The sequence below is a fragment of the Nocardia fusca NBRC 14340 genome, assembly GCF_001618425.1.
Lineage (GTDB): Bacteria > Actinomycetota > Actinomycetes > Mycobacteriales > Mycobacteriaceae > Nocardia > Nocardia fusca.
Genome location: NZ_BDCU01000029.1, coordinates 269,831 through 296,386 on the forward strand (window position 1 = coordinate 269,831; position 26,556 = coordinate 296,386).

A 26,556-nucleotide genomic window follows, 5' to 3' on the forward strand; every position below is an offset into this window, starting at 1 on the left:
AGCCTCGACTCGTCAGGCTAGATCGTCAGCGGCGCGGATTCGGGAAACTCCACCGGCAGTGCCGTCAGCGCACGTTGGAAGGGTCCGGGGCGCCAGGTGAGCTCCCCGGCCGGTACGGCGAGACGCAGTTCGGGCAGTGCGTCGAGCAGCTGGTCGATTGCCTCCTGCGCCACCAGATAGGCCACCTCTTTCGCCGGGCACATATGCGCTCCGATACTCCATGCGAGGTGGGCGCGGTTGTCGGTGTACTCCCCGGTATCGATGGCCGGATCGTTGTTGCACGCGGCGAGGCTGATCATCACCGGCTGATGGGCGGGTAGCCAGACGCCGTCGATCAGAACCGGCTGACGGGGAAAGGAGACCGCGTAGTTCGCCACCGGCGGGTCGGTGAACAGCACCTCGTCCACGGCATCCCGGGTCGACAGGCTGCCGCCGAGTATGCCGCCCGCGAAGCGCTCGTCGGTGAGTATCAGCCGGAGCGTATTGACGATCAGGTTCTGCAGCGGTTCGATCCCCGCCCCGTAGAAGCTGAGTACGTTGTGCATCATCTCCTCGTCGTCGAGCTTCGCCGGGTCGTGCACCATCCGCGTGACGATGTCCTGACCGGGTTCGGCCCTTTTCAGACTCACCAGATCGGCCATGGCCTGTTCCAGCATGGCACCGCCGGCGCCGGCGTCCGCTCCCGTTCCCTCCACCATTGCGGCCATTCCCGCCGCCGCGCGTTGGCCGATTTCGGATGGACAGCCCAGTATGTCGTTGAGGAGCGCGAAGGTCAGCGGAAACGCGTACTGCTCGATGAGTTCCGCCGAACCGGTGGTGCAGAAGGCGTTGATGAGTGGCACCGCGATCTTTTCCACTCGGCTGTGCAGCGAGAAGAGATCGACCCCATTCACCCCGGCGACGGTTGCCTGCCGGTAACGGGCGTGCACGGGGCCGGAGTTCCGGACAGCCGACGGACGCCATTCCAGTAGGGGCAGGACGGGGCAATCACGCGGGATATCTCGCTGCCACATACGCGAATCCGCCGGGAAGTGCTCAGGGTCGTTGAGAATGCGCACCGCGGTGTGATAGCCGACGACGAGTGTCGCCGGGACGCCTGGAGCCAACTCGACCGGCACCAACGCACCGTATCGGCGGCGCATTTCGCGATAGGCGCGGTGCGGTTCCTGGGCGATCTCCTCGGCGTAGAACGGAACCCGGGGCCCGTCGGTGCTCTGTGGTGATCCGTGGATGAGCGGAAGTACGGTGGACTGAGCGTCGGGCGGCGGCGAAAACAACTGTGTCACTCCATATGTACAGGCGGATGTGGCGCCCGGAAGCAGCTCTGCCGACACCACCGGAACGCCCGAGGCGAGACTACTCGAGGAAGACGGCCGATCCGAACCGACCGCCCGGCTTCGATCACTTCGTATCCGATCTGCAATGCGCGGTTTCGTGTTCGCCCGCAGGTACTTCTACAGGTTTGCCGTGCGTATTCCGACGACCGACGGACAGGCCTGACGTGTGCGGATTTCCGCGGACCTCAGACCGATACCAACCCTGCGCTGCTCCCGGATTCTGCGATGCGTGCTCAGCTCGCTGAGGTAGGTAGCCAGCACTCGGAGTGGACGAACATCGGTGCACGAAGTACTGGTGGCAGCTCATCGTCGGCCACCGCGGCCAGGGTGCGCAGCGAGAGGAGGCCGAGGCGGCCGACGTCGATGATCAGCGCGCTGTCCCCGTACTGCGCCGGACCGGTATCGGGCGTTCCAGGTGCACTCGGGTGCGCCCCGCTCGCTGAATCGAAACGTAGAACTGGTTCGTTCATCCGAGGGCGGCGGTCAGATCGAGGTGGGCGAGGCGCTCACGATCGGAAAGGATGTCGATCGCAGTGATGCGGTCGCCGGCGACGGTGAAGCCGATAACGGAGAAGGGTGCGTTGTCGATGGTGTTGACCAGTCCTGCGTGGCCGTTGACGCGGGCGGGGTGGATAGTGCACAGGGTGACCATGCGCTGGAAGGTTTCGGCCTGGCCGGCGACGGCGGTGGCGCCGCGGATCACGCGCATCGCCTCGCCGGAGTCGGCGCGCAGCACCACGTCGGGATCGAGGATACGCAGGAGTTCGTCGAAGTCGCCGCCACGGGCGGCGGTGAGGAAAGCGTCGACGACGCGGCGCTGACCGGCCGGATCCGGACTCGGGTCCGGGGTGGTCCCCTGGACTCGGCGCCTGGCCTGGCTGGCGAGTTTCTTGGCGGTCTGGGGGGTGCGGTCGACGATGGGCGCGATCTGCTCGTAGGGCAGGGCGAACATATCGTGCAGGACGAAGGCGAGTCGTTCGGCCGGGCTCAGAGACTCCAGCACGACCAGTAATGCCAGGCCCACCGAGTCGGCGAGCAGTGCTTCGTGTTCCGGGTCGGGGGTGGACTCACTGGTGATCACCGGGTCGGGCAGGTGCTCGGCTTCCAGTGGTTCTTCGCTGCGGGTTTTGCGGGTTCGCAGCATATCCAGGCAGACCCGCCCGACGACGGTGGTCAGCCAGCCGCCGAGGTTCCCGACGTCGCTGGTGTCGGTGCGGGCCAGCCGCAGCCACGCCTCCTGGACTGCGTCGTCGGCGTCGGTGAGCGAGCCGAGCATCCGGTAGGCGACCGCCCGCAGGTGGGTGCGGTGTCCTTCGAATTCTTCGGCCAGGAACTGTTCGTCGTGCACGGGGTCCTCCTCGATCTCGTCCCGTACCGATGACGAATGGGCGGCGGGAAACGTGACCCTCTAAGTCTTCGCCGGTTCTTCCCGTCACCGGCTCGTTGCCGCGTTGTTCCGGCACGGCCATCCGTTCGCCGGAAACGGACCCGAGGGTGTCGGAGCCGGCTTCCTGGCATCTACCTGCTCTTTTCCGTGCTGCGGTCACGTTTTCTCGCCGCCGTCCGTCAGTGCACCGGAACACCGACCGCGGCGGATTTCGGAGCCGAGCGCTCCCGCCGCGTCGGCCATCTCGGCTGCTATGGAGAGGAACAACACTGTGAACGCGATCGAAGTACACGGCACCGTCGCCGCCGGATACGAGGAGGTGCGTGCCGAGTTCGCCGCCGTCGTCACCGAGGAGGACGGGGAATCAGGTGCCCAGCTGGCCGCGTTCGTGCGAGGCCGGAAAGTGGTGGACCTGTGGGCCGGCCGGGAGGTCTCCGGCACCTCGTTGACCGGTCTGCATTCCACGACCAAGGGCGCCGCGGGCCTGGTGGTGGCGCTGCTGATCCAAGACGGCGCCCTGGATGTCGACCGGCCGGTCGCCCACTACTGGCCACGGTTCGCCGCGGCGGGCAAGGAGCGCATCACCGTGCGGGACGTGCTGGTGCACCGGTCCGGGATCGTCGGGGTCGACGGCGGATTCACCGTCGCCGAACTCGCCGATGAGCAGGTCATCGCCGAACGATTGGTCGGGCAGCGGCCCTTCTTCGAACCGGGTTCGGTGCACGGGTACGGCGGGTTCGTCACCTACGCCATCATCGGTGAGGTGACGCGCGCGATCACCGGCAGCACCATCCAGGAACTGTTCGAACAGCGGATCCGCGCCCCCTACGGACTCGACGTCTATCTCGGGCTGCCCGCCGAACTCGACCACCGATACCTGCCCATCCTGCCGTGGCGCGCGAGCCCGGAAATGGAAGCAGCCTTCGCCGCGAACTCACCGGCCCCGCACAGCATCGCGGGGATCTCCTACAACCTCAACGCGCGCGGTTTCACCGCCGCCGACGTCATGGCACTACCCAACGACCCCACCCTGCGTCGTCTGGGCCAGGGCTCGGCCGGTGGTGTCGGCAGCGCGAACGGCGTGGCAGCGATGTACGCGGCGGCCACCACCGGCCTCGACGGCCGGGACCCGCTGCTGTCACTGGAAACCATCGCCACCGTCTCCGCCATCCATTCCAGCGGCCCGGATCTGGTACGTGGCGACCGCGCCCCCTACACGCTGGGTTTCGAAGCCAAGAGCCTGCTGTATCCGTTCCTCGGCGCCCACGCCTTCGGACACACCGGCTCCGCGGGCTCGGACGGATTCGCCGACCCGCACAGCGGCCTGGCCTACGGCTATACCCGCCGCCGCGCCGCCTTCGCCTTCAACGCCCCCGAGAACGCCCGGCTCGCTGCCGCCGTGTACCGCGCCGCCACCGGCACCCCGATCGCCTCGGCCGCCTGACCCGCTACCGGCCGACCAACTCTTCAGGAGCACCATGTCTACTCGCACCACGTCGATGATCTCCCGCGGCCTGAAGCTCGCCCGCTGGGTTCCCGTGACCGCCGTACTCGCCGAAACCGCGGTCGGCGCGTACTGGGACCTGGCCCGGATCTCCTACGTCCGCGACTCTTTCGATCACCTCGGCTACCCCATATATTTCGCCACCATCCTGGGTGTCGCCAAAACCGCCGCCCTCGTCGCGATCCTGACCCCGGGCCACCCGCAAACGAAGGAATGGGCCTACGCCGGGCTCGTTTTCGTCTACGGCGGCGCCGCCACCTCGCACCTGGCCGCCGGGGACGGGCCCGACAAGTGGGCGATGCCGCTGTTCTTCGCCGCCGCCACCTTCGCCGCCCGCGCCTGGCTGCCCCAGGGCAGCTCCACCTCCACCGCCTTGCGTGCACTCGGTGGCTCCCGCCGTCGGCCTCGGCCCGCCTGAGCCGACCGATCCAACCATGAATTCACCACAACAGAGAAGGAACACGATGAACACGAACACCACCACCCAGCAGCGCAGCGGCTCCCGGCTGCCCAACCCTCAGCAGCTGGTCCCCGAACTCGGCGAGGTCGGCGCGGCGCTGTTCAAGGCCACCGGCAACGGGGCGATCCCGCGGACCACGATCGGTCTCGTCCAGCTACGCGCCGGCCAGATCGTCGCCAGCACCTACCTCGCCATCCTGCACGCGGGCAACCTGCGCACCGCCGGGGAGGCCGAGGAGCGGATCGCCGCGGTCGCGACCTGGCGCGACGCGCCCTACTTCAGCGAGCCCGAACGCGCCGCGCTGGCCCTGGTCGAGGCTGTCCTGCAGCCGGCAACGCACGGTGAGCGGGTGCCCGAGGAGCTCTACGCCCACGCCGCCGAACACTACGACGACAAAGCCCTGGCCACTCTGGCCATGGTCATCGGCCAGGTGAACTTCTTCGTCCCGCTCGCCCTCATCGGACAGCCGCTGCCCGGCCGCCCGCCGGCCGAACAGTGGACTTCCGTCGCGGTCCGCTAGTTCGACGCCGCCGGCTGTGGGGCCGGGGCGATTGCGCTCCGGCCCCACAGCATTGCCGGTATTGGGTATCGCGCCAGGACCGCTGTTCTCCGGAGCGCATCCGCCCACCGGCACCGATGGTTCGACTGATGTCACGAACGCACCGGCGCTCGGGTCACTCGGCCGCACCGGGATCACCGGCAATGTCCGGTCGCATGGCTTTGAGGAAAACCTCGACGAGAGCGTCGGCGTATTCGGTGGTCAACGGGCCGGACCGGAGCAGCCAGCGCTGATAGAGAGGCGCGTAGAGCAATTCGAGCGCCAGGTCGAGATCTGCGTCGGCGTCGAGTTGCCCGGCCCGCTGCGCGCTGCGCAGCCGGTCCTTCTTGGCCTCGTCCAACGGGCCGGCCAGCTTGGCGTGGTATTGGGCGGCGAGGGCGGGATCATTGATGATCTCGGTGTTGAGCGCGCGGATCGGTCCCTCGAACGCGGGATCGGCGAATTCGGCCACCGTCGCCCGCATCACGGTCTCGAGGTCGGCTTTCAGGTCGCCGGTATCGGGCAGTGCCATGCTCTGGTCCGGGCCCTCCTCACTGAGCGCCAGGAAGGCGTCCAGGACCACCGCACCTTTGGACGGCCACCAGCGGTAAATGGTCTGTTTGCCCACGCCGGCCCGGGCCGCGATGGCCTCGACGGACAGCTTCGCATACCCCAACTCGGAGACCAGATCGCGGGCCGCGGCGAGGATGGCCTGCCGGGAGCGCTCACTACGGCGTGCGGGATCGGGCTGCTTGACCATTCTCGGAGCGTAACACTTGCACGAGACGATACGAGTCGTCTTGGACGAGTAGGCGAGACGCACCGTCTTGCCTCCTTACGGCAGATCGAGCAAGTTTGCCACTATGCCGAAGCCGATCCCACCGACATCGCCTGCGGGCATCGCCGGAATTGGGGGATCTCGCCGCCGCGGACAGGGTGGTACGGCGCATGGAGGCACACTCCGAGGCTTCACCGATGATGCCCATGCGCGCCGGCGACACTCGATACGCGCGGGCGCGTATCGAACTCGAACTGGGTAGAGCGCGGTCGGCGGCGAACCTCGCGCGGGAAGCCGTGCGGCAGTATGAGAAGAGCGGGACGCCGATCGATGCCGCGCAGGCCCGGGTGCTCTTGGGTCGTATCCTCGCGAGTTCCGGCAAGAATGCCGCCGCCCGGCGCGAGCTCGATACCGCGCTGGCGGTGTCGAACGCACACGGAGCGGCCGATATGGCAGCCCGGGCCCGCGAAGCGCGCACCCGGCTCGACGGAACCGCTGCGGAGCCCGACCGCACACCCGTATCCGCCTTCGACGGGCTCACCCGCCGGCAGCAGGAGATCGTCGGCCGGGTGGTCCGCGGACTGACCAATCGTCAGATCGCCGAGGAGCTGTTCGTCAGCGAGAAGACCGTCGAGGCCCACCTTTCCCGCTTGTTCACCAGGCTGAACGTCTCCTCTCGTGCGGCGCTGGCCGCTGTGGCCGCTGTCGAGTACGCGCGCCGGTCCTGACTTCCGGTCGGTACCGCGCCACCCCGGACCATCGGGGTCGGCGCCCGTGTATAGGGTTTCCCCTACTTGCCCGCATCGTGCGCTGTCGGCTTGAATATCGGCAAGGGAGTCACTACTTCGGGAGTTGTGATGAGTGCGGTTGGGCCAGAAACGGCGTCTATTTTCTATGGGGCACCGGTAGAATTTCTCGACACGGGTCACTGATGTCCGGGTGAAGCAAACTCTCGGGATTGCACCTCCCGCTCCGATCGGCGTCGGAAATTCTGTCTCGGCGTATTTCCGCCCCGGCGAGAACTGCGTTCCCGGCACACTGTGATCGCGCAGCGGTCGCGGCGCGAATCCATTACACGTCTGCGCGCGTGACCGACCGGGCGAAACGGCTGATTCCGTACCGATCAGTTGCGGTCCGTAATCGATACACAGGGGCCGGAGGTCCGTGCTCCCACAGTATGCCCGCTCCGGGCGGCCGACTTCCTCGCCGGAAAACACTCGCGGCATGCGGAGTTGATATTGCTTGTAGAAATACGAAATTCACCGATCGAGGAGTCGTGATGACTGCTGCCATTGTGCCCGGAAAATCGCCGCGACGAGCGTGGCCACTCATTGGTCACGGCCTGCAGTTGCAGCGACGGCCGTTGGAATTCCTGGCCGAGTTGCACGCGCTGCCCGAACCGATCGTTCGCATCCGGCTGGGTCGCGACGAGGCCTACGTGGTGACCGCCCCTGAGATTCTCGATTCATTACTGCGCGGGAAGATCTCACAGTGCGTGGAGAAGGGCGCGTTCTTCGATGCCATGCGAGTGGTACTCGGTGACGGAATCGTCGTCTCCGCCGAACCGAAACATATGCGTCATCGCCGGCTGATGGCACCGGGTTTCCATCGCGAGCGAGTCGCGGGATATGTCGACATCATGGCCGACAGCACTTCGAGCATGGTCGACGCATGGCACGCCGGGCAACGAATCGAACTGGACCGAGAACTGGGTGGGCTGGCCATGCGGATCGTGGCGCGGGCTCTGTTCTCCAGTGATATCGCCGAAGATCTGGTGAGCGAGTCGCTGCGGGCATTCCCGGTCATCGTCGCCGAGCTGCCGAAACGGACGATGATGCCGTGGCTGGCCCGGCTGCCGCTGCGTAACCGCGCTTTCGACGCCGCGGTGCGGCGGCTGCTCACCGTCGTCGACCGCATCATCGCGGAGTACCGGACCCGCCAGGAGGATCACCACGATCTCGTCTCGATGCTCATCGCGGCCCGCTTCGACGACGGCACCGGGCTCAGCGACCAGGAGATCCGGGACGAAGTCATGACCATGTTCGCGGCAGGTTACGAAACCGTCTCGAACACTTTGGCTTTTTCGTTTCACGAGCTCGGGCGACGCCGGGATATCCTCGACCGTTTGGAGCGCGAAGTGACCGAGGTCCTCGGTGACGGGCCGGTCCGCGCGGACAATATCCGCGATCTCGTCTTCACCGAGAAGGTCGTCACCGAAACGCTGCGCCGCTACTGTCCGCCCTGGCTCGGCATGCGGGAGACAACGGCGGAGATCGAACTCGGCGGCGTCCCCATCCCCGAGGGTGCAACGATCATCTACTCCAATTACGCGCTGCACAACGACCCGAACTATTTCGCGGACCCGGCGATCTTCGACCCGGATCGGTGGACCCCGGAATATCGCAAGGCGGTGACCCGCAGCGGGGCGTTCCAGCCTTTCGGCATCGGCAATCGCAATTGTATCGGCGAGCCTTTCGCCTGGCTGGAGGCGACGGCAATTCTGGCGACGGTGGTCGCCCGAGTCCGGCTGGAGCCGGTGCCCGGAGTCGCAGTGCGCGAGATCGCGGCGGCCACTGTACAGCTCGATCGGTTACCGATGATCGCGCACCCGCACGCGCCCGCGGGACGGCAGCGTTCGATCGTCACCTGAGCAGGACGGTTTCTCCGCATCGACGTCGCCGACCTCCTCCAACGGCCCGGAAACAGTCCTGACCTGAGCCGACAATCCGACATGGGACCGTTCACGACGATGTTCTCGAGGGCGCTGTCAGCGGGGCTCTCACCGGCGCTCATCGAAGCGCTACCGGGTTGACCGGTGCGCCGACCGCGCCGGTGACCTTGATCGGAGAGGCGGTGAGGAAGAAATCGTAGTTGCCGTCGTCCGCACAGGCCTGGGCCAGCGCGTCGAGGTCCCACATCTCCCCGAGGAAGAGGCCGATATGCGGGATCGCGACCTGGTGCAGCGGCTGGAAGGCGACATCGAACTCGTTGGGGCGCACCTCGAATCCCCAGGTGTCCGTGGCGATTGCCGCGATCTCGGTGCCGTGCAGCCAGTCGGCGGTGGTGAAGGACAGGCCGGGGGCCGGGCCGCCCGCGTACTCACCCCAGCCTTCCCGCCGGGCTCGGGTCAATTGGCCGGTGCGCACTACGACGATATCGCCGCGGCGCACTTCCGAGCTCGGACCTTGCGCGGCAATGGTCTGCTCGAGATGGGCCTGGGTGATCGCGAAACCATCCGGCAGTTCGCCGTTCTCCCCGATCGCATATCCGACATCGAGCAGGACCCCGCGGCCACAGATGACGTCGGCGACGGTTTCGATACCGGTGACCTGGTCACCGAGACTGGTGACGACCTGGTCGGCCGGGCGGCCGTTCCAGGCGCGGCCGTGGTCGAAGATATGGCCGAGCCCGTCCCACTGGGTCGAGCACTGCAGAGGCATGGCGATCACATCGTCCGCGCCGCCGAGCCCGTGCGGGAACCCCTGGACTCCGGCGACGGCATCGGTACCGGTATCGAGCATGGTGTGCACCGGGTTGGTGCGCCGGCGCCAGCCTTTCTGCGGGCCGTCCATATCGAAGGACTGCGACAGCGAGAACGATCGACCGGTCCGGATCGCACCGGCCGCGGCGCGGCGGGTGGCGTCGTCGAGGTGGTTCATGGTGCCCAGGACATCACCGGGCCCCCAGCGACCCCAGTTCGATACCCGGGCGGCCGCGGCGGCGATGGCGCCCTCGGGATCGGTACGGTCCAGCTCTTCGGGGGTCATGACAACGCGCCTCCGTCGAGCTCGGCGAAGGTGTCGCTTACCCAGTCGGCGATGAAGGTCGTGACGTACGGCAGGTGGTCGAGGCCGATGTGCTCGGTCGCGCCCTCTTCCGGAGTGAAGATCCGCAGTTCCCGCTTGGGGCTGTTGACCGCTTGCTCGTAGGAACGGTGCGCGTAGTCGAGCGGGATCTGCCGGTCCTTCTCACCGTGTGCGATCAGGAAGGGCACGGTGATGTTCTCGACCACGCCGTCGAGGTGGATATCCTCGGCGAATTCGATGAACGTGGCGATATCGGGCCGGCCCCAGACCCACAGCACATGATCCCAGTAGTGCGGAACCGGGTTCTCACCCTCGCGGTCGAGCCGTCGCTTCTGCACCGCGCCCCAGTTGTGATTGGCACCCCAGGCCACACACAGCGCGAGGCGCTTTTCGAACGCCGCGGCCCGCGGCACGTAGTAACCGCCGAGCGACCAGCCGGCCAGCCCGATCAGGTCGCCGCGGATATCGGTGCGGCCTTCGAGCCAGTCGATACAGGCGGCGGCCCACACCTCGGTATCGATCCGTGCGGTGAGTCCCTGCAACCGCAGCGCCTCACCGGGTCCCAGACTCCCAGCTGTCGCAGCACACGTAAGGCATTGCCCTGCAGGGTGATACCCGATCCCAAGGCGGCGATATCGGGTTTGGCCTCGACGAGTTCGACCGATACCCCGGCCTCGGCGAGCAGGATCGCGGCGGCGGTACCGGCGGAACCGGCGCCGATCACCAACACATTCCGGACAGCAGACACAACAGACTCCAGTGGCTCTCGTGACCTCGCCGAGTCCTCCGCGACGAGGTGGTAGAGACCACTGTGCGACCCAGATCACCATCACGGAAGGGCGGGTCGCTTATGTTCACCATCCACGGCGTTTATGGTTCGAGGTATGACTGCCGGCTCGCTGCGGAATCTGGATCTGAACCTGTTGACGACGCTCGACGCGCTGCTCACCGAACGCAATGTCACCCGGGCCGCCGAGCACCTGGGCCTGAGCCAGCCCGCGGTGTCGGCCGCGCTGCGCCGGCTGCGCCGCCATTTCCACGACGAACTACTTCATCGCAGCGGTAACCGATACGAACTCACCCCCTTGGCCGAACAACTCCGGGAGCCGGCCGCCGCCGCGCTCGTCGGGATCGCGCGGGTTTTCGACGCCGGCCCCGTGTTCGACCCCGCCGGATCCAGCCGGGAATTCACCGTACTGGTCTCCGACTACGCGGCGACGGTGTTCTGCGATCAACTCGCGACCGCCCTCGCCGAACGAGCCCCGGGCGTGCGGTTACGCCTGGATCAGCAGACCGGAGCCCATATCGACCAGGCCCCCGAATCGCTGCGCACCGCCGACGGCACCTTCCTGCCGCACGGCTTCCTGTCCGATATGCCGTCCCTCGATGTGTTCACCGACAGCTGGGTGCTCATCGTGTCGGCCGACAACACCGAGGTTGGTGACACGATCACGCTCGAACAACTCGCCGAGCTCCCCTGGGTGGTCACCTATCACGCACCGACCGCCTTCACCCCCGCCGCCCGGCAGCTGCGGATGATCGGTATCGAACCCGATATCCGGGTGGTGGTGCAAAGTTTCCTCGCGGTGCCCTTCATGGTCACCGGCACCCGATGCGTCGCACTACTGCAACGCCGCCTCGCCGACCGGCTGGCCGCCGCCGCGAACGTCCGGGTCCTCCCCTGTCCCTGGGAAGTCGTACCACTGGTGGAGGCGTTCTGGTGGCATCCCACCCACCGCGCCGACCCCGCCCACCAGTGGTTACGTACGGTGCTGGCCGAGGTGAGCGCCGAGGTGTCGCGCTGACCGGATCGCCCGAACAGCGCCGCGCTCCACCGCCCGCATCGTCCGGGCGGTGGAGCGCAGTTGTTCGGTATGGGACGGCCGGAGCGTTCGGCCCGGATTGTCGGGCCGAATGCTCCGATACTCACCGGGGCCGGTGGTACTGCAACTTTTCCACCACCGGCGCGTCGGAAAAGCGGAACAGGTCCAATTCCGTCTCGGCGTCGAGGGACCAGGGCACCCACGACGGGACGACGAAGAGATCGCCCGTGGTCAGCGTCCTTTCCTCGGTGCCCAGGGTCACGCGGCCGTCACCCTGGAACACCTGCCAGATCGAAGAACCGACTTCGCGGCGCGGCGCGGTGGCGGCCCCGGCGCGCAGCCGGTGGAATTCGCAGCGGATGGTCGGCAGGACATCGCCGCCGGTGGTGGGGTTCGTGTATTTCACAGCCGCATGACCGGGTTCGACGGTCGCCGCATGCCCCGCCTGCTCCAGCAGTAACTGTTCGGCGAGGGCGCGGTCGGTGTGCTCCCAGCGGTAGGCGGCGATCGGGGTCGAACCGGTGGGGGTCCGCGCCGAGAGCGGGGTGAGCCCGGGGTGCGCCCACAAACGCTCGGACCGCGAGATCGGCGGTGTGCTGGTATCGGTCACCGTTTCCGGACCGAACTCGAAGAACCCGAAATCGAGATCATGGGCGAGCGGGACATCGAGGCCGTCGATCCAGGCCATCGGCTCGTCGGTTTCGTTGTGGTGGCCGTGGAAGCACCAGCCCGGGGTCATCAGCAGATCACCGCGCCGCATCGCGACCGGGTCACCGTCGACGACGGTCCACACCCCCTCGCCCTCGATCACGAAACGGAAAGCGTTCTGGGCGTGGCGATGTTCCGGCGCGGTCTCGCGCGGCCCGAGCCATTGGATCGCGCACCACAGCGTCGGGGTGGCGTACGCGGTGGGAGCCAGGCCGGGGTTGGCCAATCCGATCGCCCGGCGTTCGCCGCCGCGCCCCACGGGCACCAAGTCGCCCGAGCGCCGGGCGATATCGAGCAGCTCCGACCATTTCCACACATGCGGTACGGCGGCGGGGGCCGGGGCCGCGGGCATCAGATCGGTGGTCTGGGTCCACAGCGGTGCTGTCGAGTTTCGCGCGAAATCGGCGTAGAGGCGGTCCAGTTCGGCAGTCGGTTCTTCGGTGGTGGTGATGTTCTCGCTGGTCACGAATATTCCTCGGCAAACGGGATGGGAAGGGTTCGGCAGGCCGGTCAGTGCACGACGACCGAGGCGCCCGGATCGGGCTCCGGTTCGGTGCTGCCGCGGTGTTCCGCGAGCACCGGCCGGCGGGTGCGCATGGCGTAGATCGCGACAGCGCCGGCCAGCATCGGCAGCACGAACAGGAAGTAGATACCGCGCGGCGCCCAGTCGAGGTCGAGGAGCGCGCCGGCGAGTATCGGCGACAGGATCGCGCCCACGCGGCCGAGACCGATGATCAGGCCGACCGCCGTCGCCCGGACCGACGACCCGTAGTACATGGGCCCGATCGAGAACATGCCGGCCATGACCGCGCTGGTGGTCAGGCCGAGCAGGGCGGCGGTCGCGAAGGCCGCGTTCAGCGATTCCACCGAGACCGCGTACAGCCCGAAGGCGGCGCCCGCCAGAACGAACAGCGCGGTGAGGGTCCGCCGGACACCGAACCGGCCGGCCAGCGGTCCGAAGATCAGCGCACCGGCGATTCCGCCCGCACTGAACAGCACGCCGGCCTGCACACCGTCGGCGTCGGTGAAGCCGCTGCTGGTGACGAGTTTCGGGGTCCACGAGTTGGCGAAGTAGAAACCCGCCATGAGCACGAAGAAGCTGAATCCCAGCAGCAGGGTCGTGACCGGATTGGCGCCGGCGGAAAGCTCTCGCCACCGTCCGGCGGAGCCCTGGGCGCGCTCAGGTGCGGGCGGCAGGGTGCCGAGTTCCGGCTGCCCCAGCCGGACCAGGACGGCATTGGCCCGTTCGAGCGCCTTCGCGGGACGCCGGGTGAGCAGATAGTCGAGTGATTCCGGCAGTACCGCCACCGCGACCAAGGCCGTCACCAGGGTCGCCGCGGCGCCGAACAGGAACACCGCTCGCCAATCGAACTGCACCAGCAGCACACCCGCGATGATCCCGCCGACCGTACCGCCGATCGGCTGACCGGCCGTGTAGACGCTGATCGCGGTCGACCGGGAGCGGGCCGAGGAGTATTCGGCCACCATGACATTCAGGCAGGCCTGCAGTGTGCCGATCGCCAGGCCGGTGAGCACCCGGACGACGAGCAGCATCCCGAAACCCGTCGCCACCGCGGACAACGCCATCCCGGCCGCGACCACGAACGCGCACACCACGATGGTCCGCCGGCGGCCGACGATATCGGCGACCTGCGAGATCACGATCGACCCCACCGCCATACCGATCAGGGCGGCACTGAGGAGCGCGCCCAGCTGCGAACCGGACAGCTCCCATTCGTCGGAGATATGCGAGGCGCTGAACGCCAGCGCCAGCACATCGAATCCGTCGAGCATGTTCAGCAGCACGCACACCGCGACCACGGCATACTGCACCGGCCGCATCGGCGACGATTCGATCCGAGCCTTGATATCCATGGCCCTATCCCCTTGCCATGCGCACGTCGTGCCGGGCGCCGGGCCGATCGGCGTAGGCGATGGCGTCCCGCCCGGTGACCCCGACCTCCAGAGTCCCGATACCGCCGATCTCCAGGCGGATCCGTGCGCCGTCGTACAGCGGGCCCACACCGGCGGGTGTGCCGGTGGCGATGATGTCGCCGGGATGCAGCGTCATCACCGAACTGCTGTAGGCGATGAGCTCGGCGACCGAGAAGATAAGCTCGGCGGTATCGGTCTGCTGGCGCAGCTCGTCGCCGACCCAGCAGCGCAGCGGCAGGTTATCGGGATCGCCGATTTCGTCCGCGGTCACGATCCACGGCCCCAGCGGAGTGAAGGTGTCGAACGATTTGCGGGTCGAACGGTCCTCGGTGGAGCGCACGGTGATATCGAGCACCCCGGTGTAACCGAAGACGTGGTCGAGCGCGTCGTCGACGCTCACGTTCCGGGCCGTACGGCCGATGACGATCGCGAGCTCGCCTTCCTGGTCGGTCCGCATATCGCGGTACGGGAGCACGACCTGCTCCCCCGGGCCGATCACCGAGGAATTGGCCTTGAGGAAGACCCCGTATTCGGCGATGGTCTTCTGCTCGTGCATCTCGACCTTGTGATCGAGGTAGTTCACCGGCGCCGCCACGATTTTGCCCGGACGCGAGATCGGCGCCCGCAGCGCGGCGCCGTCCAGCGGTTCGGCGGGGCATGTGGACAGGTCGATGCCGGCGAGGTCCGCCGCGCGACCGCCCTGTTCGAGCCACGGCAGCCAAGGTCCGCCGTAGGGGCCGGGTGAGCTGGGCAGGTGCGCGGTGACGTCGTAGACGTCGGTACCGGAGACGACGGCGGCGCGACCGCCGTCGAGAACTGCGAGACGCATGGATGAAAAGCTTTCTCTGAAAAAGTGTTCGGGCTCAGGAGTGGACCGGTTCGGGTACCGGGTCGAAGAGGGGGCCGCGGTAAACCCAATCCGCGTGGTCGTAGAGGTCGGCGGTGTCGAGCCGGTTGAGCAGTGCGTTGCGGACATCGCGGTGCACACCGCGGGCGTGGCAGATCTCGCCGAACATGCGCGCCTTGGTCTGCACCTCGGCCGTGCGCGGAATCCTGGCTTCGGTGAATCGGCGGATCACCTCCGGCCATTCGATATCGCCGGCGCCGCCCCGGAGCAGCGTTTCGAGGGTGTTCGCATCCTCGAGCGCCTGGCAGCAGCCCTGGGCCAGGTACTGCAGCATCGGATGGGCCGCGTCACCGGTCAGGACCAGGCGGTCGTGACCCCAGTCGTCGGCCGGCAACCGGTCGTAGAGCGGCCACCGGCGTTGTTTACCGATATGCGCGATCGCGGCCCACACCTGCGGATGACACTGCGCGAAGGCCGCGTCGAGTTCGTCGACCCCGCCGAACTCCGCCTCGCCGCGCAGAAAGCCCGGCGATTCGAAGACCGCGACCTGGTTGAGCATCTCCCCGGACCGCAGCCGGTACTGCACCAGATGGCAGCCGGGGCCGGCCCAGACCAGCACATCGTCGAGTTCGCGATCACCCGCGGGCACCTCGTCGACGGGGACGGTGCCGCGGTAGGCGACGTACCCGGACGGCTGGAGTTCGTCCCCGACAATGGCCTGCCGCAGGACAGAATGCAGACCGTCGGCGCCGATCGTGGCCGCCGCGGCGAAGGTCCGGCCGTCGGCGGCATGGGCAACCGTCCCGCTCTCGGTGGTGTCGACCCGTTCGATCCGCACATCGGTCAGCAGTTCGACGCCCGCTCGACGGCACGCTTCCAGCAGAATCGCGTGCAGATCGGTCCGGTGGATCACCACGTACGGGGTGCGGTAGCGGGTGCGGAACTCGGCGCCCAGCGGGAGCCGGGCGATCTCCGCACCGGAGATCGCGTCCCGCATAGCGATATTGTTCGGCACCACGCCGGCCGCCCGCACCTGGTCCAGCAGCCCCCACGAATCCAGGATCCGGGTGGCGTTCGGGCCGAGCTGCAGACCCGCGCCGATCTCCCCGAACTCGCCGGCCTGCTCGACTACCACGACTTTCCGGCCTGCCCGCACGAGGCCGAGTGCGGTGGCAAGACCGCCGATGCCTCCACCGACCACCAGGACACCGTTATCCAGGTCACACTCAATCATGCGAGAAAGCTAAAGCGCATCGCCCGATGGACGGAATAAGATTCCGCTATGCGCAACCCGCCATTGCCCGAACGTCCGTCCAGTGCGGTGGGCTCGCTCGACCGCGGACTCCGCCTGCTGCAACTGCTGCGCGATTACGGCAGCCTGCGGGTGATGGACGCCGCGGCCGATCTGGACATCTCCCGCTCCAGCGCCCACCGGCTGCTGCAAACCCTCGCCTACCGCGGCTTCGCCGTACAGGACGAATCCCACGTCTACTTCCCCGGCCCCTCGCTCGACGCCGCCCCGGCCCGGCTCGCCTGGACCAAGACCTTCCGCGCCCTCTGCCAGCCACATCTCGAGGTGCTGTCCCGGCGCAGCGGCGAATCGGCGAACCTGATGGTCCGGGTCCGCGACACCGTCCGGTTCCTCGGTACCGTCCGCGCCCAGTCCGTGTACGCCACCAACGATCGCGACGGCGTGGTGATGCCGGCGCACCGGGCGTCGGGCGGAAAGGCCTTGCTGGCGACCCTGCCCGAGGAAGAACTACGCCAGCTGTACCGCCGCTCGGGCCCGGGCGGCAACCCCGGCCTCGACGAGGACGAATTCCGTTCCCTGACGAAATCTCTCGCGCAAGTGTCGGCGCGCGGGTTCGCCGTCAACTTCGAGGAGACCGAACGCGGCGTCGCGGCCGTCGGGGTCGCGATCAACGACCGCGCCGGTCACGCCGTCGGTGCGGTGTCGCTGTCCAGCCATGCCGCCCGCTTCACCGGCCTGGTCGACCGGACCTTCATACCGTTGTTGCTCGACACCAGAACCCAGATCGAAAAAGACCTGATGATCATCGACCTGGATATCCGGGATCATTCGAAATAGCCGGTTGCCGATTCCCGGCCGGTGCGGACCTGCCCGGTCGCGAAACGCGGGCAGCAGCGCCGGTCGTGACTTCGCTTACCGGACTCATCCGCCGAGTCCGGAGATCGACTGCGTTTCCAGATACTCCGCCAGCCCTTCACGGCCGAATTCCCGGCCGATTCCGCTGGCCTTCATACCTCCGAACGGTGCGTGCGGATCCATGCTGTAGGCCTGATTGATACCGAAGGTGCCGGCGCGGATCCGGCCGGCGACCGCGCGCCCGCGGTCGGTATCCGGTGTCCACACCGAGCCGGACAGCCCGTAGGCGGTATCGTCGGCGAGTCGTACCGCGTCGTCGATATCGGTGTACTGCAGCACCGTCAGGACCGGACCGAAAATCTCCTCCTGAGCGATACTCATGGTGGAGTCGACATCGGCGAACAGAGTCGGCCGCACATACCAGCCCCTGTCCATACCTGCCGGCGGGCCCGCTCCGCCGGTGACGACACGTGCACCCTCACCGATCCCCTGCTCGATGTACCCGCGCACCCGCTCGCGCTGCCGGACGGAAACCATCGGGCCGATGCGCGTGTCCTCGTCGAACGGGTCTCCCACCGCCAGCCCGTCGACCATGGCCACCAACGCGTCCACGAATTCCGGCGCGCGGCGGCGTGGTACCAGGATCCGTGTCTGTGCGACGCAGGCCTGGCCGCTGTTCATCAGTCCGGCCACCTGCACACCGGCGGCGACAGCGGCCGGGTCGGCGTCGTCGAGGACCACGGCCGCCGATTTGCCGCCGAGTTCCAGCCCGACGCGTGTGAGCCCGGCGCCGCACGCGGCCGCGACCTGTCGGCCGGCCGCGGTGGACCCGGTGAACGAGACCTTGTCGATTCCGGGGTGGGTGACGAGATACTCGCCGATCGCACGGTCGCCCGGCAGGATCGACACGACGCCGGGCGGCACCTCGCTCTGCTCGAGCAGTTCGGCCATGAGGTGGGCGTCCAGCGGTGTCTCGGGTGATGGTTTGATCACGATGGCGCAGCCGGCGAGCAGGGCGGGGACGAGTTTGGCGACGACCATGAGCATCGGCATGTTCCAGGGCGTCACCGCCGCGACGACGCCGACGGGGCTACTGCGGACCAGGATGCCGGATCCGTAGTAGCCCGGCCGGGTCTCCTGCCACGGGTAGGTTTCGGCGAGGTCGGCCAGCGCGCGCATCATCACCCCGGGTAGCCGGGCGTGCGCCGACCGGGAGAAGGTGATCGGCGCACCCATTTCCGCGGTCACGATCCGGGCTATCTCCTCCACCCGTTCCTCGTAGCGGCGGGCGAGGTCCCGGACGATCCGGATCCGCTCGGCCGGATCGATCCGGGCCCAGGGCCCTTCGTCGAACGCCCGGCGGGCCGCCGCGACCGCGCGGTCGATATCGGCGGGCGCCGGCGCGGCGACGCGCGCGATGGGTTGTTCGGTATGCGGCGAGATCACCTCGATGGTCTCGCCGGTACTCGGTGCCGACCATTCGCCGCCGACGAAGAGCTTCGGGTATTCGTGCACGGGTGCTGCTTCCCTAGCGGGCGTGGGTGCTCAGTTCGCGGAGTAGCCGGACTGTGGGCGGCGGATCCGATTGCACCCCGATCGGTTTCGACATCGCCCCCGACCGGGCCCGCGCGCCCATCCGCGCCTGCACCGCCTCGAGATCGTCGGCTTCGATCTCGTAGAGCGCGATGAAACTGCCGTCCCCGGCGAGGGGTTCGAGCCGGCGGGCCGAGACGATTCCGTCGATTTCGAGCATCTCGCCGATATGGGTTTCGGTATACCAGCGGTGGTATTCGGCGATGTCCTCCGGCGAGCTGGGCCGGGATTCGACGTAGAGAATTCCTTTGGGCATTCGTCTGCTCCTGTAGGTCGAGGATCGGGGCGGGTCGGTTCAGGCGGCGGGTTCGTTCTTGTGGACGATTCCGTCCTTCATCACGAATCGCACGGTGTCCAGGGCGGTGATGTCGTGCGAGGGGTCGCCGGGGACGGCGATGATATCCGCGAGCAGGCCGGGGGCGAGCCGGCCCCGGTCGTCGGCGTCGATGAGCTCGGCGCTGGTGACGGTCGCCGCGCGCAGCGCCTGCATGGGGGTCATGCCGCGGTCCACCAGCGCCCAGAGTTCCTTGGCGTTGTGGCCGTGGGGTACTGCCGGCGCGTCGGTACCGCAGGCGATCTTCACTCCGGCCTCGATGGCCTTGCTCAGCATCCGGCGGGCTCTGGGGAAGACTTCCGCTGCCTTGCGGCGCAACGCCGGTGGGGCTTTCGAGGTGTCGAGGCCTTCGGAGAGATAGCTGGTCGGCACGAGGAAGGTGCCGTGGTCGACCATCATCTGCACGGTGTCATCACTGGCCAGCGACCCGTGTTCGATACAGTCCACACCGGCCCGGATACAGGCGCGGATCCCGGCGTCGCCGTGCGCGTGCGCGGCCACCTTGATACCGGCACGGTGGGCCTCGTCGACGATGGCGGCGAGCTCCGCGTCGGAGTACTGCTGGGTACCGGGGGCGGTGCTGTGGGACATCACCCCACCGGATGCGGAGATCTTGATGACTCCCGCACCGTATTTGATCTGATATCGGGTCGCCGCTTGCACTGCCGGTACACCGTCTGCCATCCCCTCCTGTATCGACATCGGCATGATGTGCGGGGCCAGCTTCTGGAACATGGTGGGATCGAGATGCCCACCGGTCGGGGTGATCGCGTGCCCGGCCGAGACAATCCGCGGACCGGGGAACCAGCCCTGTTCGATGGCCAGGTTCAGGTCCACATCGAGGAGGTAGCCGCCGGTTTTCACCATCAGCCCGAGGTTGCGGACCGTGGTGAAGCCGGCCATGAGCGTAGCCCGCGCGTTGACCGTGCCACGAAGCGTCCGGTATACGGGATCGTCCTGGACACCGTGCATCGGGTTGGGCAGACCGGTCGGGTTGTCCGGTCCCCCGATGAGCAGGTTCAGCTCCATATCCATCAGGCCCGGCAGCAGCGTGCAGTCCCCGAGGTCGAGCACCGTGGCGTCGGCGGGTGTTTCCGAAGGGTCCACCGATTCGATCAGTCCGCCCCGCACCACGATCACCGCGGGCGCGCGGACGACGCCGGCCTCGACATCGACCCAGCGCGCGGCGCGCAGGACCGTTGCGCCCGTGCTCACGGCACCGGCTCGATGACGCAGTCCATCGACGCTTCGCTCGCGTCGGGGATCCACGGCTGGTTCCACACCTCCACCGGAAAGGACACCGTGATCATCGAATACAGCAGGCGCAGCAGATTGATCGCGTCGCCGGGCATATCGTCGAGGCCGATATCGTCGAGGTAGGTCAATGCGGCTTCGGCGCGTGGGGTGATCGCGTCGTAGAACCGCTGCATCTCCGCCATGGAACTGGCCAGCCGCTCGGCGTAACGTTCTCGTTCCGAGCCCAGGCACCATTTCTCGGCGTAGGGCTCCAGGTCCGCGAATTCTTCGGGCAGCAGGTTCATTTTCCGGACACCTCCGCACGGTGCTTCTGATGGTTCTCGACCCATTGCGCAGCGGTTCTGTGCAGGTGACGGAGCAGGATCTCCTGGTCGCACAGCGGGAATCGGGTGATCGCGCGGGATTCGAGCGTCATCTGGGTGGCTTCGAGGGTGCTGGCGTCCTGCAGGCCGTACTCCTTGAATGTCACCGCCGTCATTTCGTGGGCCACGCGGTCGCGCGGCGTCTTCGCGGGCATGAAATAGAGGTTGCCCTCGAAGATATGGGTGTTGTATGAGGTCGGCCAGTAGTGATAGGTGAGATACCAGCCGCCCGACCAGATCAGGATCACGAAATTGGGGAACATCTGGAACGAATCCAGCCCCCATGGTTCGCATTTCGCCGGATTGACGCCCGCCGGGAGCCCACCGAGGTCGGGCACATCCCAGGGCCCGAAGAGTCCGCCGCGGGTGATGTCTTCCATCGGTTTACGCATGGACGGGTCGAGTTCCCAGGTCACCACACCCGAGGTGCTGACCATGCGGTGCGGCCCCTGTAGCTGATAGTGCGGCGCTTCGAAACCTGCCGCCTGCGCGGCCGCGGAGAAATTGTCCGGCGACTGATTCCCGTGCAGTACGGCGGCATGGTAGAACTCCTGGAACGCGTCCATGTACAGCTTCCAGTTGGCGCCGACCTCGGAGCGATAGGAATAGCGTTCGGTCAGCTGATCGAAGGGGTAGCCCTCCAGATCGGTGATCATCGGGCCGAGGAATTCCCGCAGTGACTGTTCCGGCTCCGGGGCGAGATTGACGAAGATGAAGCCGGCCCACACCTCGCAGTGCACCGGTGCGAGTCCGTAGTCCTGCTTGTCCAGATCGAAGAACTCCCCCTCCTGCTGGACGAATGTCAGCTCACCGTCCAGACCGTAGCGCCAACCGTGATATTTACAGGTGAACTGGCGGCAGGTCCCGGACGTCTCTTCGCGAGGGAGTTCGTTCCACACCAGTTTGTTGCCGCGGTGGCGGCAGATGTTGAAGAATGCCCGGACCTGTTTTTCGCTGTCGCGCACGATGATCACGGAGCTCCGGGCGGCGTGGATCTCCTTGGTGAAGTAGCTGCCGACGCGCGGGACCTGCTCCACCCTGCCGACATTGAGCCAGGCCTTCGTGAAGATCGCTTCCCGTTCCAGTTCGTAGACCTCCGGTGAGATGGAATCCTCGTAGGACATCGGCTCGGTGCCGAGTTCCGGATAGTGTTCGGTCCAGCTGCCTTCGGGAGGTTTGGGCCAGCGCGGCATGGTTGCTCCTTGTGATGTGGATCGGGTTCGGGCCGGGCGGCGCGGGCTACTGGATCGGTTCGTCGCCCAGCACGGTGGTGCGCAGCATTTCGCGCGGTGAGTCCTCGGGATATGGTGCGGCTCGGTGGATGACGCCTCGGTTGTCCCAGATCACCGTGTCCCCGACCGACCATTCGTGCCGGTAGACGTATTCGGGTGCGGTGCAGCGGGCGAGCAGGTCGTCGAGCAGCGCGCGCCCCTGCGCCCGGTCCATACCCACGACATGATCGGTCGAGGTGCCGAGTACCAGTGAGCGACGACCGGATTTGTGTGTCCAGACCAGTGGATGCTCGCGGGTCGGCCAGCGGCGCCAGTACTCCAGCTGCTGCGGTGTGGGATCGGCGGTCACCGGCCGCTGGGACGCCTCGAGCGAATGCAGTACACGCAGGGCGGCCAGGCGCTTCTTCTCGTCGGCGCCGAGCCGGTCGTAGGCCCGGTAGGTGCTGGCGAATTCGGTTTCGCCGCCGCGGACGGCAACGGCCTTGGCGGACAGCACGGTGGCCATCTGGGGATAGGTGTCGTCCTTGGGCGTGCATCCGTCGATATGCCAGTCGAAGGTGCCGCGCAAATAGCTCGCCGAGGAGTTCTTCGAGGTGTCGAGGCTGACCCGGTAGATTCCGTCGACCGGGTGATGGCCGGCCGAGGTGTCGATTTCCCCGAGTGTGCGGCAGAAGGCGACCTGCGCCTCGGGTTCCAGGTACAGGCCGCGGAAGACCAGGACACCGTTGGCTTCCAGGGCCTCCAGGACCGCACCGGGCACCGCATCGTCGGAGGTCATCCGGTCCGCGTCGAGGCCGATGATCTCCGCACCGATTTCATGGTTCAGTTTTTCGACGGTCAAGGTGGTCATGACTATGTCTTTCCTTCGGTCGAGGTCGGCGCCGACGCAGCGGGCCGCGGGATCACGGCCACGGCTCCTTGGTTCGGGTGAGCTCGGCATCAGCGCTGTCGACGGGCCTGGGCTGAAGGAAAATCTCGACGGCCATGGCCACCATGGACAACGAGTAGATGAGCTGGAGCAGATGCAGGACTTCCTCGGGAAGGTCGTCGAGGGGGAACTTGTCGCAGTAGGCGATCGCTTCCTCCAGCCGCGGGAAGAAGGCCGCGTAGAACTCCGTCAGCTCCTCCATCGAACTGTTCATCCGGCGTTCCCAGCGCTCGGATTCCGTGGCCAGGCACCAGACCCGGGCGAAGTGCTCGAACTCGGCGAACGCGGAGGGCAGCAGCGTGTCGCTCATTTCCGTCACACTCCCACTCGCTCGCCGCGGTAGGCCGCCACCCAGTCGGCGACCACCTTGTGGAAGTGCCGGACGAGGATCTCCTGGTCGTTCACTGGGTATTCGGTGATGCGTGCGGTGTGGTAGGCGGATTCGAGTGCGGTCTGGGTGCCGGTAAGCATCCCCGCGTCCTGCAGGGCGAATTCCTTGAACACGACCGAGGAGACCTCGTGCTCTACCCGCTCCCGAACCGTTCGCGCCGGCTGATAACACAGCGTCGCCTCGAACTGGTGGCTGTTGTACGAGGTGGGCCAGTAGCGGTAGATCAGGTACCAGCCGCGATAGAACAGAAGTTCGAGATTGGGGAAGATCTGGAAGTTGTCGATCCCCCAGGGTTCGACGCGTCCGGGGTTGATGCCCGGCGGTAGTTCTCCGATATCGGGGGATTCCCACGGCCCCACCAGACCACTGCGGGTGGCGCGCTCGATGGGATACATGTACTCCGGCGGCAGGGTCCAGCGGCGGGCGCCGCCGGTGCTCACCACCCGATGCGGCCCGTCGGTCTGGAAATGCGCGCATTCGAAGCTCGGATCAGGGTTGCGCACCTGTCCCGGCACCTGCTGGGAATGCAGGCCGGGCACGTGGTAATACTCTTGGAACGCGTCCGCGAACAGCTTCCAGTTGCTCTGGTTCTCGGCACTGAATTCGTACCATTCGGTCATGCGGTCGAACGGATAGTCCTCCAGCGCGGTAACCATCGGGCCCAGGAATTCCCGTAGTGTCTGCGGTGGTTCCGGGGCGAGGTTGACGAAGATGAACCCCGCCCACACCTCGCAGTGCACCGGAGCCAGGCCGAAATCTTTCTTGTCCAGCTCGAAGAACTCGCCCTCCTGCTGCACAAAGGCCAGCTCCCCGTCCAGACCGTAACGCCAGCCGTGATATTTGCAGGCGAACTGCCGGCACGTTCCGGAGACCTCCGCCCGCGGGACCTCGTTCCATACCAGCTTGTTACCCCGGTGCCGGCACACGTTGTAGAACGCGCGTACCCGGCGGTCGTGGTCGCGCACCAGGACCACCGAGGTGCGCGCGATCTGGATCTCTTTGGTGAAATAACTGCCGACCCGCGGCAGTTGCTCCACCCGGCCCACATTCAGCCAGGCGCGTCGGAAGATCGCTTCTCGTTCCAGCTCGTAGAACTCGGGCGAAATCGAATCCTCGAACGAGACCGGACCGGTGCCCAGCTCCGGATAGTGCTGAGTCCACGTTCCTTCCGCCGGTTTCGGCCATTTCGCCATATCAATCCTCCACTTCGGATACATCGGGTGCGGCCGCGGAGCCGGCCTCCGGGTCGGGCTGCAGGTCGACGCTGTTACATACGAGAGCAAGGCACAGGTACGAACCGACGACGAACAACAGCTCCAGCAGTTGCCGGGTATCCAGGCAGCGGTGCAGCGCGGCCCAGGTGGGGTCGGCGATCCGGTGCCGATCGAGCAGTTCGTCCGCCGCCGCGAGTATCAACCGGTCCGTTTCCGGCCAGGCGGCGGTATCGCCGCACGCGATGTCCTCGATCGTGCGCTCACCGATACCCAGCCCGCGCGCGATACGGACATGCTGCTGCCACTCGTAGGCCGCACGCGTACGCCAGGCGACCCGCAGCACCGCCAGTTCACGCAGCCGAGGTTCGAGCGCGGGCTGTTCCAGCAGCAGGCCGTTGTATGCCAGCCACGCGCCGCCCAATTCGGCGTGGTGGCCCAGGATTCCGAGGATATTGGGCATGCGCGGGGCATCGGACTCCCCGGACAGATACCGGTCCGCCGAGCGCACCCGGCCGCGCAGCATCGCGCGCGCCTCGTCCGTCCACTTCTCGGGCGGGAGCGGTTCGAGCCGCGGCGCCGGCGCGGTCATATGACGGCACCCCCGTTCACCCCGATGACCTGCCCGGTGATGAACCGGGCCTCCGCCGAACACAGGAACACGCAGGCCGCGGCGATATCCGCACCGCTGCCCAGGTAGCCGACCGGGATCGCCCGCGCCATCGTCTCGTTGTCCGGCAGCTGCCCGGCCGCCTGGGAGACCCGCGACATGGGAGTGTCGATGCCGGACGGCGGGATGGTGTTCACCGTGATACCGCAGTGCGCGTACTCGCGGGCCAAGGCTTTGGTCATCGCGATCACCGCGCCCTTGGACGCCGTGTAGTGCACCATCTTCGGCGATCCGCGCTGGGCACTGGAGGACGAGATCGTGACGATGCGCCCCCAGCCCGCCGCGATCATGTCCGGGATCACCGACTGGATGCAGTGGAACGTACCGTTGAGGTTGACGTCCAGGATTCGCCGCCAGGACTCGGCGGAGATCTCGGTGAACGGTTCGAACGCGAAAACACCCGCGCTGGTGACGAGCACCCGCACCGGCCCCCAGGCCGCGCGAACCTTGCCCACCGCCTCGTCGATCAGCGCACGATCGGTGACATCGACCTCGAAGGCCATGGCCGTACCGCCCGCCGCCCGTAACTCTTCCGCGGCGCGTTCGGCGGCGGTGCCGTCGAGGTCGAATACTGCGACACGATCCCCGCACGCGGCAAGCCGGCGGCAGACCGACAGCCCCATCCCCGAGGCGCCGCCGGTCACGATCGCCACGCGCCCCGCGGAGCCGTCGTCACCGGGTGAGACCTGCTCCGGCGCTGCCGGATTCACGGGACTGTTCATGGGAAGCTCCTCTACTCGTAGACCACGTGCAGCGAGGCACGGGTCGGCCGGGCCTGACAGGTCAGCGCCCAGCCCGCGGCGACCTCGGCGGCCGTGAGAACCTCGTTGCGCCGCATCTCGACGCCACCGCCGCCCTCGATCCGGGCCGTGCAGGCCCCGCAGTGGCCGGACTCGCAGGTCGAAGGCGGATTCATCCCGAGGAACCTCGCCGTTTCCAAGATCGTCATACCGTCGCGGTGTTCGGCGCCGGCGGTACGCCGATCGCAGCGAATCGTCACCCGGGTCGATTCGGCCGCCGCGCGGCCCGCGGATCGAGCAGCGGTACCGCGCCGGGACTCCGCCCGTTGTCCCGCTTCGATGCGTTCCACGGTTCTCCCCTTCCGGAGCCGCCGTAACGGTCTGGCACAATCGACCAGAATTATTGAGCACATGATTAATTACTCAAGTGCTTAAAGTTATACGGCCGGTACTCGAGGCCCGTCAAGAGGTGGAAAGGATCCCCCGCGAGACGCTTTCGCGCCGCGTCCCCCGGCCACGGCCCCCGGCCCGGGCGGCGGCACACCGCGGACGACGAGGTTTCTATGATCAGAAGGCCGAACCAGCACCGGTCCGCGGCAGAGCACGGA

At 67.1% G+C, this 26,556-nt stretch carries 29 protein-coding genes; 7 read left to right on the top strand and 22 right to left on the bottom strand.

What is annotated here, in order from left to right; translation table 11 throughout:
* Positions 1-17: 17 nt before the first annotated feature.
* From NF4_RS18620 to NF4_RS18625, 3 genes are all read right to left on the bottom strand, one after another.
* Positions 18-1,277 (bottom strand): cytochrome P450 family protein, encoded by a 1,260-nt coding sequence (locus tag NF4_RS18620; RefSeq protein ID WP_063128665.1) that lies wholly within the window; start codon positions 1,275-1,277, stop codon positions 18-20.
* Positions 1,278-1,570: 293 nt separating this feature from the next.
* Positions 1,571-1,807, bottom strand: coding sequence for a hypothetical protein (locus tag NF4_RS37850; RefSeq protein ID WP_157120434.1), 237 nt, complete (start codon positions 1,805-1,807; stop codon positions 1,571-1,573).
* Positions 1,804-2,685 carry a sigma-70 family RNA polymerase sigma factor gene (locus NF4_RS18625; protein WP_063128579.1) on the bottom strand — a complete coding sequence of 294 codons (882 nt, stop codon included), beginning with the start codon at positions 2,683-2,685 and terminating at the stop codon, positions 1,804-1,806. Before NF4_RS18625 ends, NF4_RS37850 begins: the two co-directional genes overlap by 4 nt.
* Positions 2,686-2,995: 310 nt before the next feature.
* Between NF4_RS18625 and NF4_RS18630 the strand changes: the two genes are divergently transcribed.
* Genes NF4_RS18630 through NF4_RS18640 form a run of 3 tightly spaced genes read left to right on the top strand, consistent with a single transcriptional unit; the run spans position 2,996 to position 5,208 of the window.
* On the top strand, positions 2,996-4,168 hold the full coding sequence (locus tag NF4_RS18630; protein WP_084533224.1) for a serine hydrolase domain-containing protein: 1,173 nt from the start codon (positions 2,996-2,998) through the stop codon (positions 4,166-4,168).
* Positions 4,169-4,202: 34 nt separating this feature from the next.
* Positions 4,203-4,646 (top strand): DoxX family protein, encoded by a 444-nt coding sequence (locus NF4_RS18635; protein ID WP_063128581.1) that lies wholly within the window; start codon positions 4,203-4,205, stop codon positions 4,644-4,646.
* Positions 4,647-4,692: 46 nt separating this feature from the next.
* The gene (locus NF4_RS18640) at positions 4,693-5,208 is read left to right on the top strand and encodes a carboxymuconolactone decarboxylase family protein (protein WP_063128582.1); all 516 of its coding nucleotides are present in this window, start codon (positions 4,693-4,695) and stop codon (positions 5,206-5,208) included.
* Positions 5,209-5,362: 154 nt separating this feature from the next.
* Here NF4_RS18640 and NF4_RS18645 read toward each other — a convergent pair whose 3' ends face one another.
* Positions 5,363-5,986: a TetR/AcrR family transcriptional regulator gene (locus NF4_RS18645; RefSeq protein WP_063128583.1), complete on the bottom strand. Its 624-nt coding sequence runs from the start codon at positions 5,984-5,986 to the stop codon at positions 5,363-5,365.
* A 215-nt stretch (positions 5,987-6,201) separates the two neighbouring features.
* On the opposite strand from NF4_RS18645, the gene NF4_RS18650 reads away from it, so the two are divergent.
* Both NF4_RS18650 and NF4_RS18655 read left to right on the top strand, forming a co-directional pair.
* The gene (locus NF4_RS18650) at positions 6,202-6,732 is read left to right on the top strand and encodes a LuxR C-terminal-related transcriptional regulator (RefSeq protein WP_198165372.1); all 531 of its coding nucleotides are present in this window, start codon (positions 6,202-6,204) and stop codon (positions 6,730-6,732) included.
* 449 nt (positions 6,733-7,181) lie between these two features.
* A complete protein-coding gene (locus NF4_RS18655; RefSeq protein ID WP_084533226.1) occupies positions 7,182-8,654 on the top strand; it encodes a cytochrome P450 in 1,473 nt (490 codons plus the stop codon).
* 139 nt (positions 8,655-8,793) lie between these two features.
* Here NF4_RS18655 and NF4_RS18660 read toward each other — a convergent pair whose 3' ends face one another.
* Genes NF4_RS18660 through NF4_RS38665 form a run of 3 tightly spaced genes read right to left on the bottom strand, consistent with a single transcriptional unit; the run spans position 8,794 to position 10,558 of the window.
* The gene (locus NF4_RS18660; RefSeq protein ID WP_157120436.1) at positions 8,794-9,771 is read right to left on the bottom strand and encodes a cyclase family protein; all 978 of its coding nucleotides are present in this window, start codon (positions 9,769-9,771) and stop codon (positions 8,794-8,796) included.
* Complete coding sequence (locus tag NF4_RS18665) at positions 9,768-10,352, bottom strand: alpha/beta hydrolase family protein (protein WP_198165373.1); 585 nt, start codon at positions 10,350-10,352, stop codon at positions 9,768-9,770. Before NF4_RS18665 ends, NF4_RS18660 begins: the two co-directional genes overlap by 4 nt.
* Complete coding sequence (locus NF4_RS38665) at positions 10,259-10,558, bottom strand: FAD-dependent monooxygenase (RefSeq protein WP_369690940.1); 300 nt, start codon at positions 10,556-10,558, stop codon at positions 10,259-10,261. Before NF4_RS38665 ends, NF4_RS18665 begins: the two co-directional genes overlap by 94 nt.
* A 136-nt stretch (positions 10,559-10,694) precedes the next feature.
* On the opposite strand from NF4_RS38665, the gene NF4_RS18670 reads away from it, so the two are divergent.
* On the top strand, positions 10,695-11,615 hold the full coding sequence (locus NF4_RS18670) for a LysR family transcriptional regulator (protein WP_063128586.1): 921 nt from the start codon (positions 10,695-10,697) through the stop codon (positions 11,613-11,615).
* A 121-nt stretch (positions 11,616-11,736) separates the two neighbouring features.
* On the opposite strand, the gene NF4_RS18675 is transcribed toward NF4_RS18670, so the two are convergent.
* The 4 genes from NF4_RS18675 to NF4_RS18690 are packed head-to-tail and all read right to left on the bottom strand — an operon-like array spanning position 11,737 to position 16,357.
* Positions 11,737-12,792: a cupin domain-containing protein gene (locus NF4_RS18675; RefSeq protein WP_063128667.1), complete on the bottom strand. Its 1,056-nt coding sequence runs from the start codon at positions 12,790-12,792 to the stop codon at positions 11,737-11,739.
* 59 nt (positions 12,793-12,851) lie between these two features.
* Positions 12,852-14,216: an MFS transporter gene (locus NF4_RS18680; protein WP_063128587.1), complete on the bottom strand. Its 1,365-nt coding sequence runs from the start codon at positions 14,214-14,216 to the stop codon at positions 12,852-12,854.
* A 4-nt stretch (positions 14,217-14,220) separates the two neighbouring features.
* A complete protein-coding gene (locus NF4_RS18685; RefSeq protein ID WP_063128588.1) occupies positions 14,221-15,105 on the bottom strand; it encodes a fumarylacetoacetate hydrolase family protein in 885 nt (294 codons plus the stop codon).
* 34 nt (positions 15,106-15,139) lie between these two features.
* Positions 15,140-16,357, bottom strand: coding sequence for an FAD-dependent monooxygenase (locus NF4_RS18690; protein ID WP_063128589.1), 1,218 nt, complete (start codon positions 16,355-16,357; stop codon positions 15,140-15,142).
* Between the two features lie 48 nt (positions 16,358-16,405).
* Here NF4_RS18690 and NF4_RS18695 point away from each other — a divergent pair, with 48 nt between their 5' ends.
* Positions 16,406-17,212 (top strand): IclR family transcriptional regulator, encoded by an 807-nt coding sequence (locus NF4_RS18695; protein WP_063814628.1) that lies wholly within the window; start codon positions 16,406-16,408, stop codon positions 17,210-17,212.
* 84 nt (positions 17,213-17,296) lie between these two features.
* Here the strand turns inward: NF4_RS18695 and NF4_RS18700 are convergent, their stop codons facing one another.
* The 11 genes from NF4_RS18700 to NF4_RS36605 are packed head-to-tail and all read right to left on the bottom strand — an operon-like array spanning position 17,297 to position 26,298.
* On the bottom strand, positions 17,297-18,745 hold the full coding sequence (locus NF4_RS18700; RefSeq protein WP_063128591.1) for an aldehyde dehydrogenase: 1,449 nt from the start codon (positions 18,743-18,745) through the stop codon (positions 17,297-17,299).
* A 13-nt stretch (positions 18,746-18,758) separates the two neighbouring features.
* Positions 18,759-19,079, bottom strand: coding sequence for a hypothetical protein (locus NF4_RS18705; protein ID WP_063128592.1), 321 nt, complete (start codon positions 19,077-19,079; stop codon positions 18,759-18,761).
* A gap of 39 nt (positions 19,080-19,118) precedes the next feature.
* On the bottom strand, positions 19,119-20,372 hold the full coding sequence (locus NF4_RS18710) for a metal-dependent hydrolase family protein (protein ID WP_063128593.1): 1,254 nt from the start codon (positions 20,370-20,372) through the stop codon (positions 19,119-19,121).
* Positions 20,369-20,698: a hypothetical protein gene (locus NF4_RS18715; protein ID WP_063128594.1), complete on the bottom strand. Its 330-nt coding sequence runs from the start codon at positions 20,696-20,698 to the stop codon at positions 20,369-20,371. Before NF4_RS18715 ends, NF4_RS18710 begins: the two co-directional genes overlap by 4 nt.
* Positions 20,695-21,969: an aromatic ring-hydroxylating oxygenase subunit alpha gene (locus NF4_RS18720; RefSeq protein WP_063128595.1), complete on the bottom strand. Its 1,275-nt coding sequence runs from the start codon at positions 21,967-21,969 to the stop codon at positions 20,695-20,697. Before NF4_RS18720 ends, NF4_RS18715 begins: the two co-directional genes overlap by 4 nt.
* A gap of 46 nt (positions 21,970-22,015) precedes the next feature.
* Positions 22,016-22,858, bottom strand: coding sequence for a TauD/TfdA dioxygenase family protein (locus tag NF4_RS18725; protein WP_063128596.1), 843 nt, complete (start codon positions 22,856-22,858; stop codon positions 22,016-22,018).
* Positions 22,859-22,910: 52 nt separating this feature from the next.
* Positions 22,911-23,246 (bottom strand): hypothetical protein, encoded by a 336-nt coding sequence (locus NF4_RS18730; protein WP_063128597.1) that lies wholly within the window; start codon positions 23,244-23,246, stop codon positions 22,911-22,913.
* A 5-nt stretch (positions 23,247-23,251) separates the two neighbouring features.
* The gene (locus NF4_RS18735) at positions 23,252-24,520 is read right to left on the bottom strand and encodes an aromatic ring-hydroxylating oxygenase subunit alpha (RefSeq protein WP_063128598.1); all 1,269 of its coding nucleotides are present in this window, start codon (positions 24,518-24,520) and stop codon (positions 23,252-23,254) included.
* 1 nt (position 24,521) lies between these two features.
* The gene (locus tag NF4_RS18740; RefSeq protein ID WP_063128599.1) at positions 24,522-25,130 is read right to left on the bottom strand and encodes a carboxymuconolactone decarboxylase family protein; all 609 of its coding nucleotides are present in this window, start codon (positions 25,128-25,130) and stop codon (positions 24,522-24,524) included.
* The gene (locus NF4_RS18745; protein WP_084533227.1) at positions 25,127-25,930 is read right to left on the bottom strand and encodes an SDR family NAD(P)-dependent oxidoreductase; all 804 of its coding nucleotides are present in this window, start codon (positions 25,928-25,930) and stop codon (positions 25,127-25,129) included. Before NF4_RS18745 ends, NF4_RS18740 begins: the two co-directional genes overlap by 4 nt.
* A gap of 11 nt (positions 25,931-25,941) precedes the next feature.
* Entirely contained in the window at positions 25,942-26,298 is a 357-nt protein-coding gene (locus NF4_RS36605; protein ID WP_063128600.1) for a 2Fe-2S iron-sulfur cluster-binding protein, read from the bottom strand.
* Positions 26,299-26,556 lie beyond the last annotated feature (258 nt).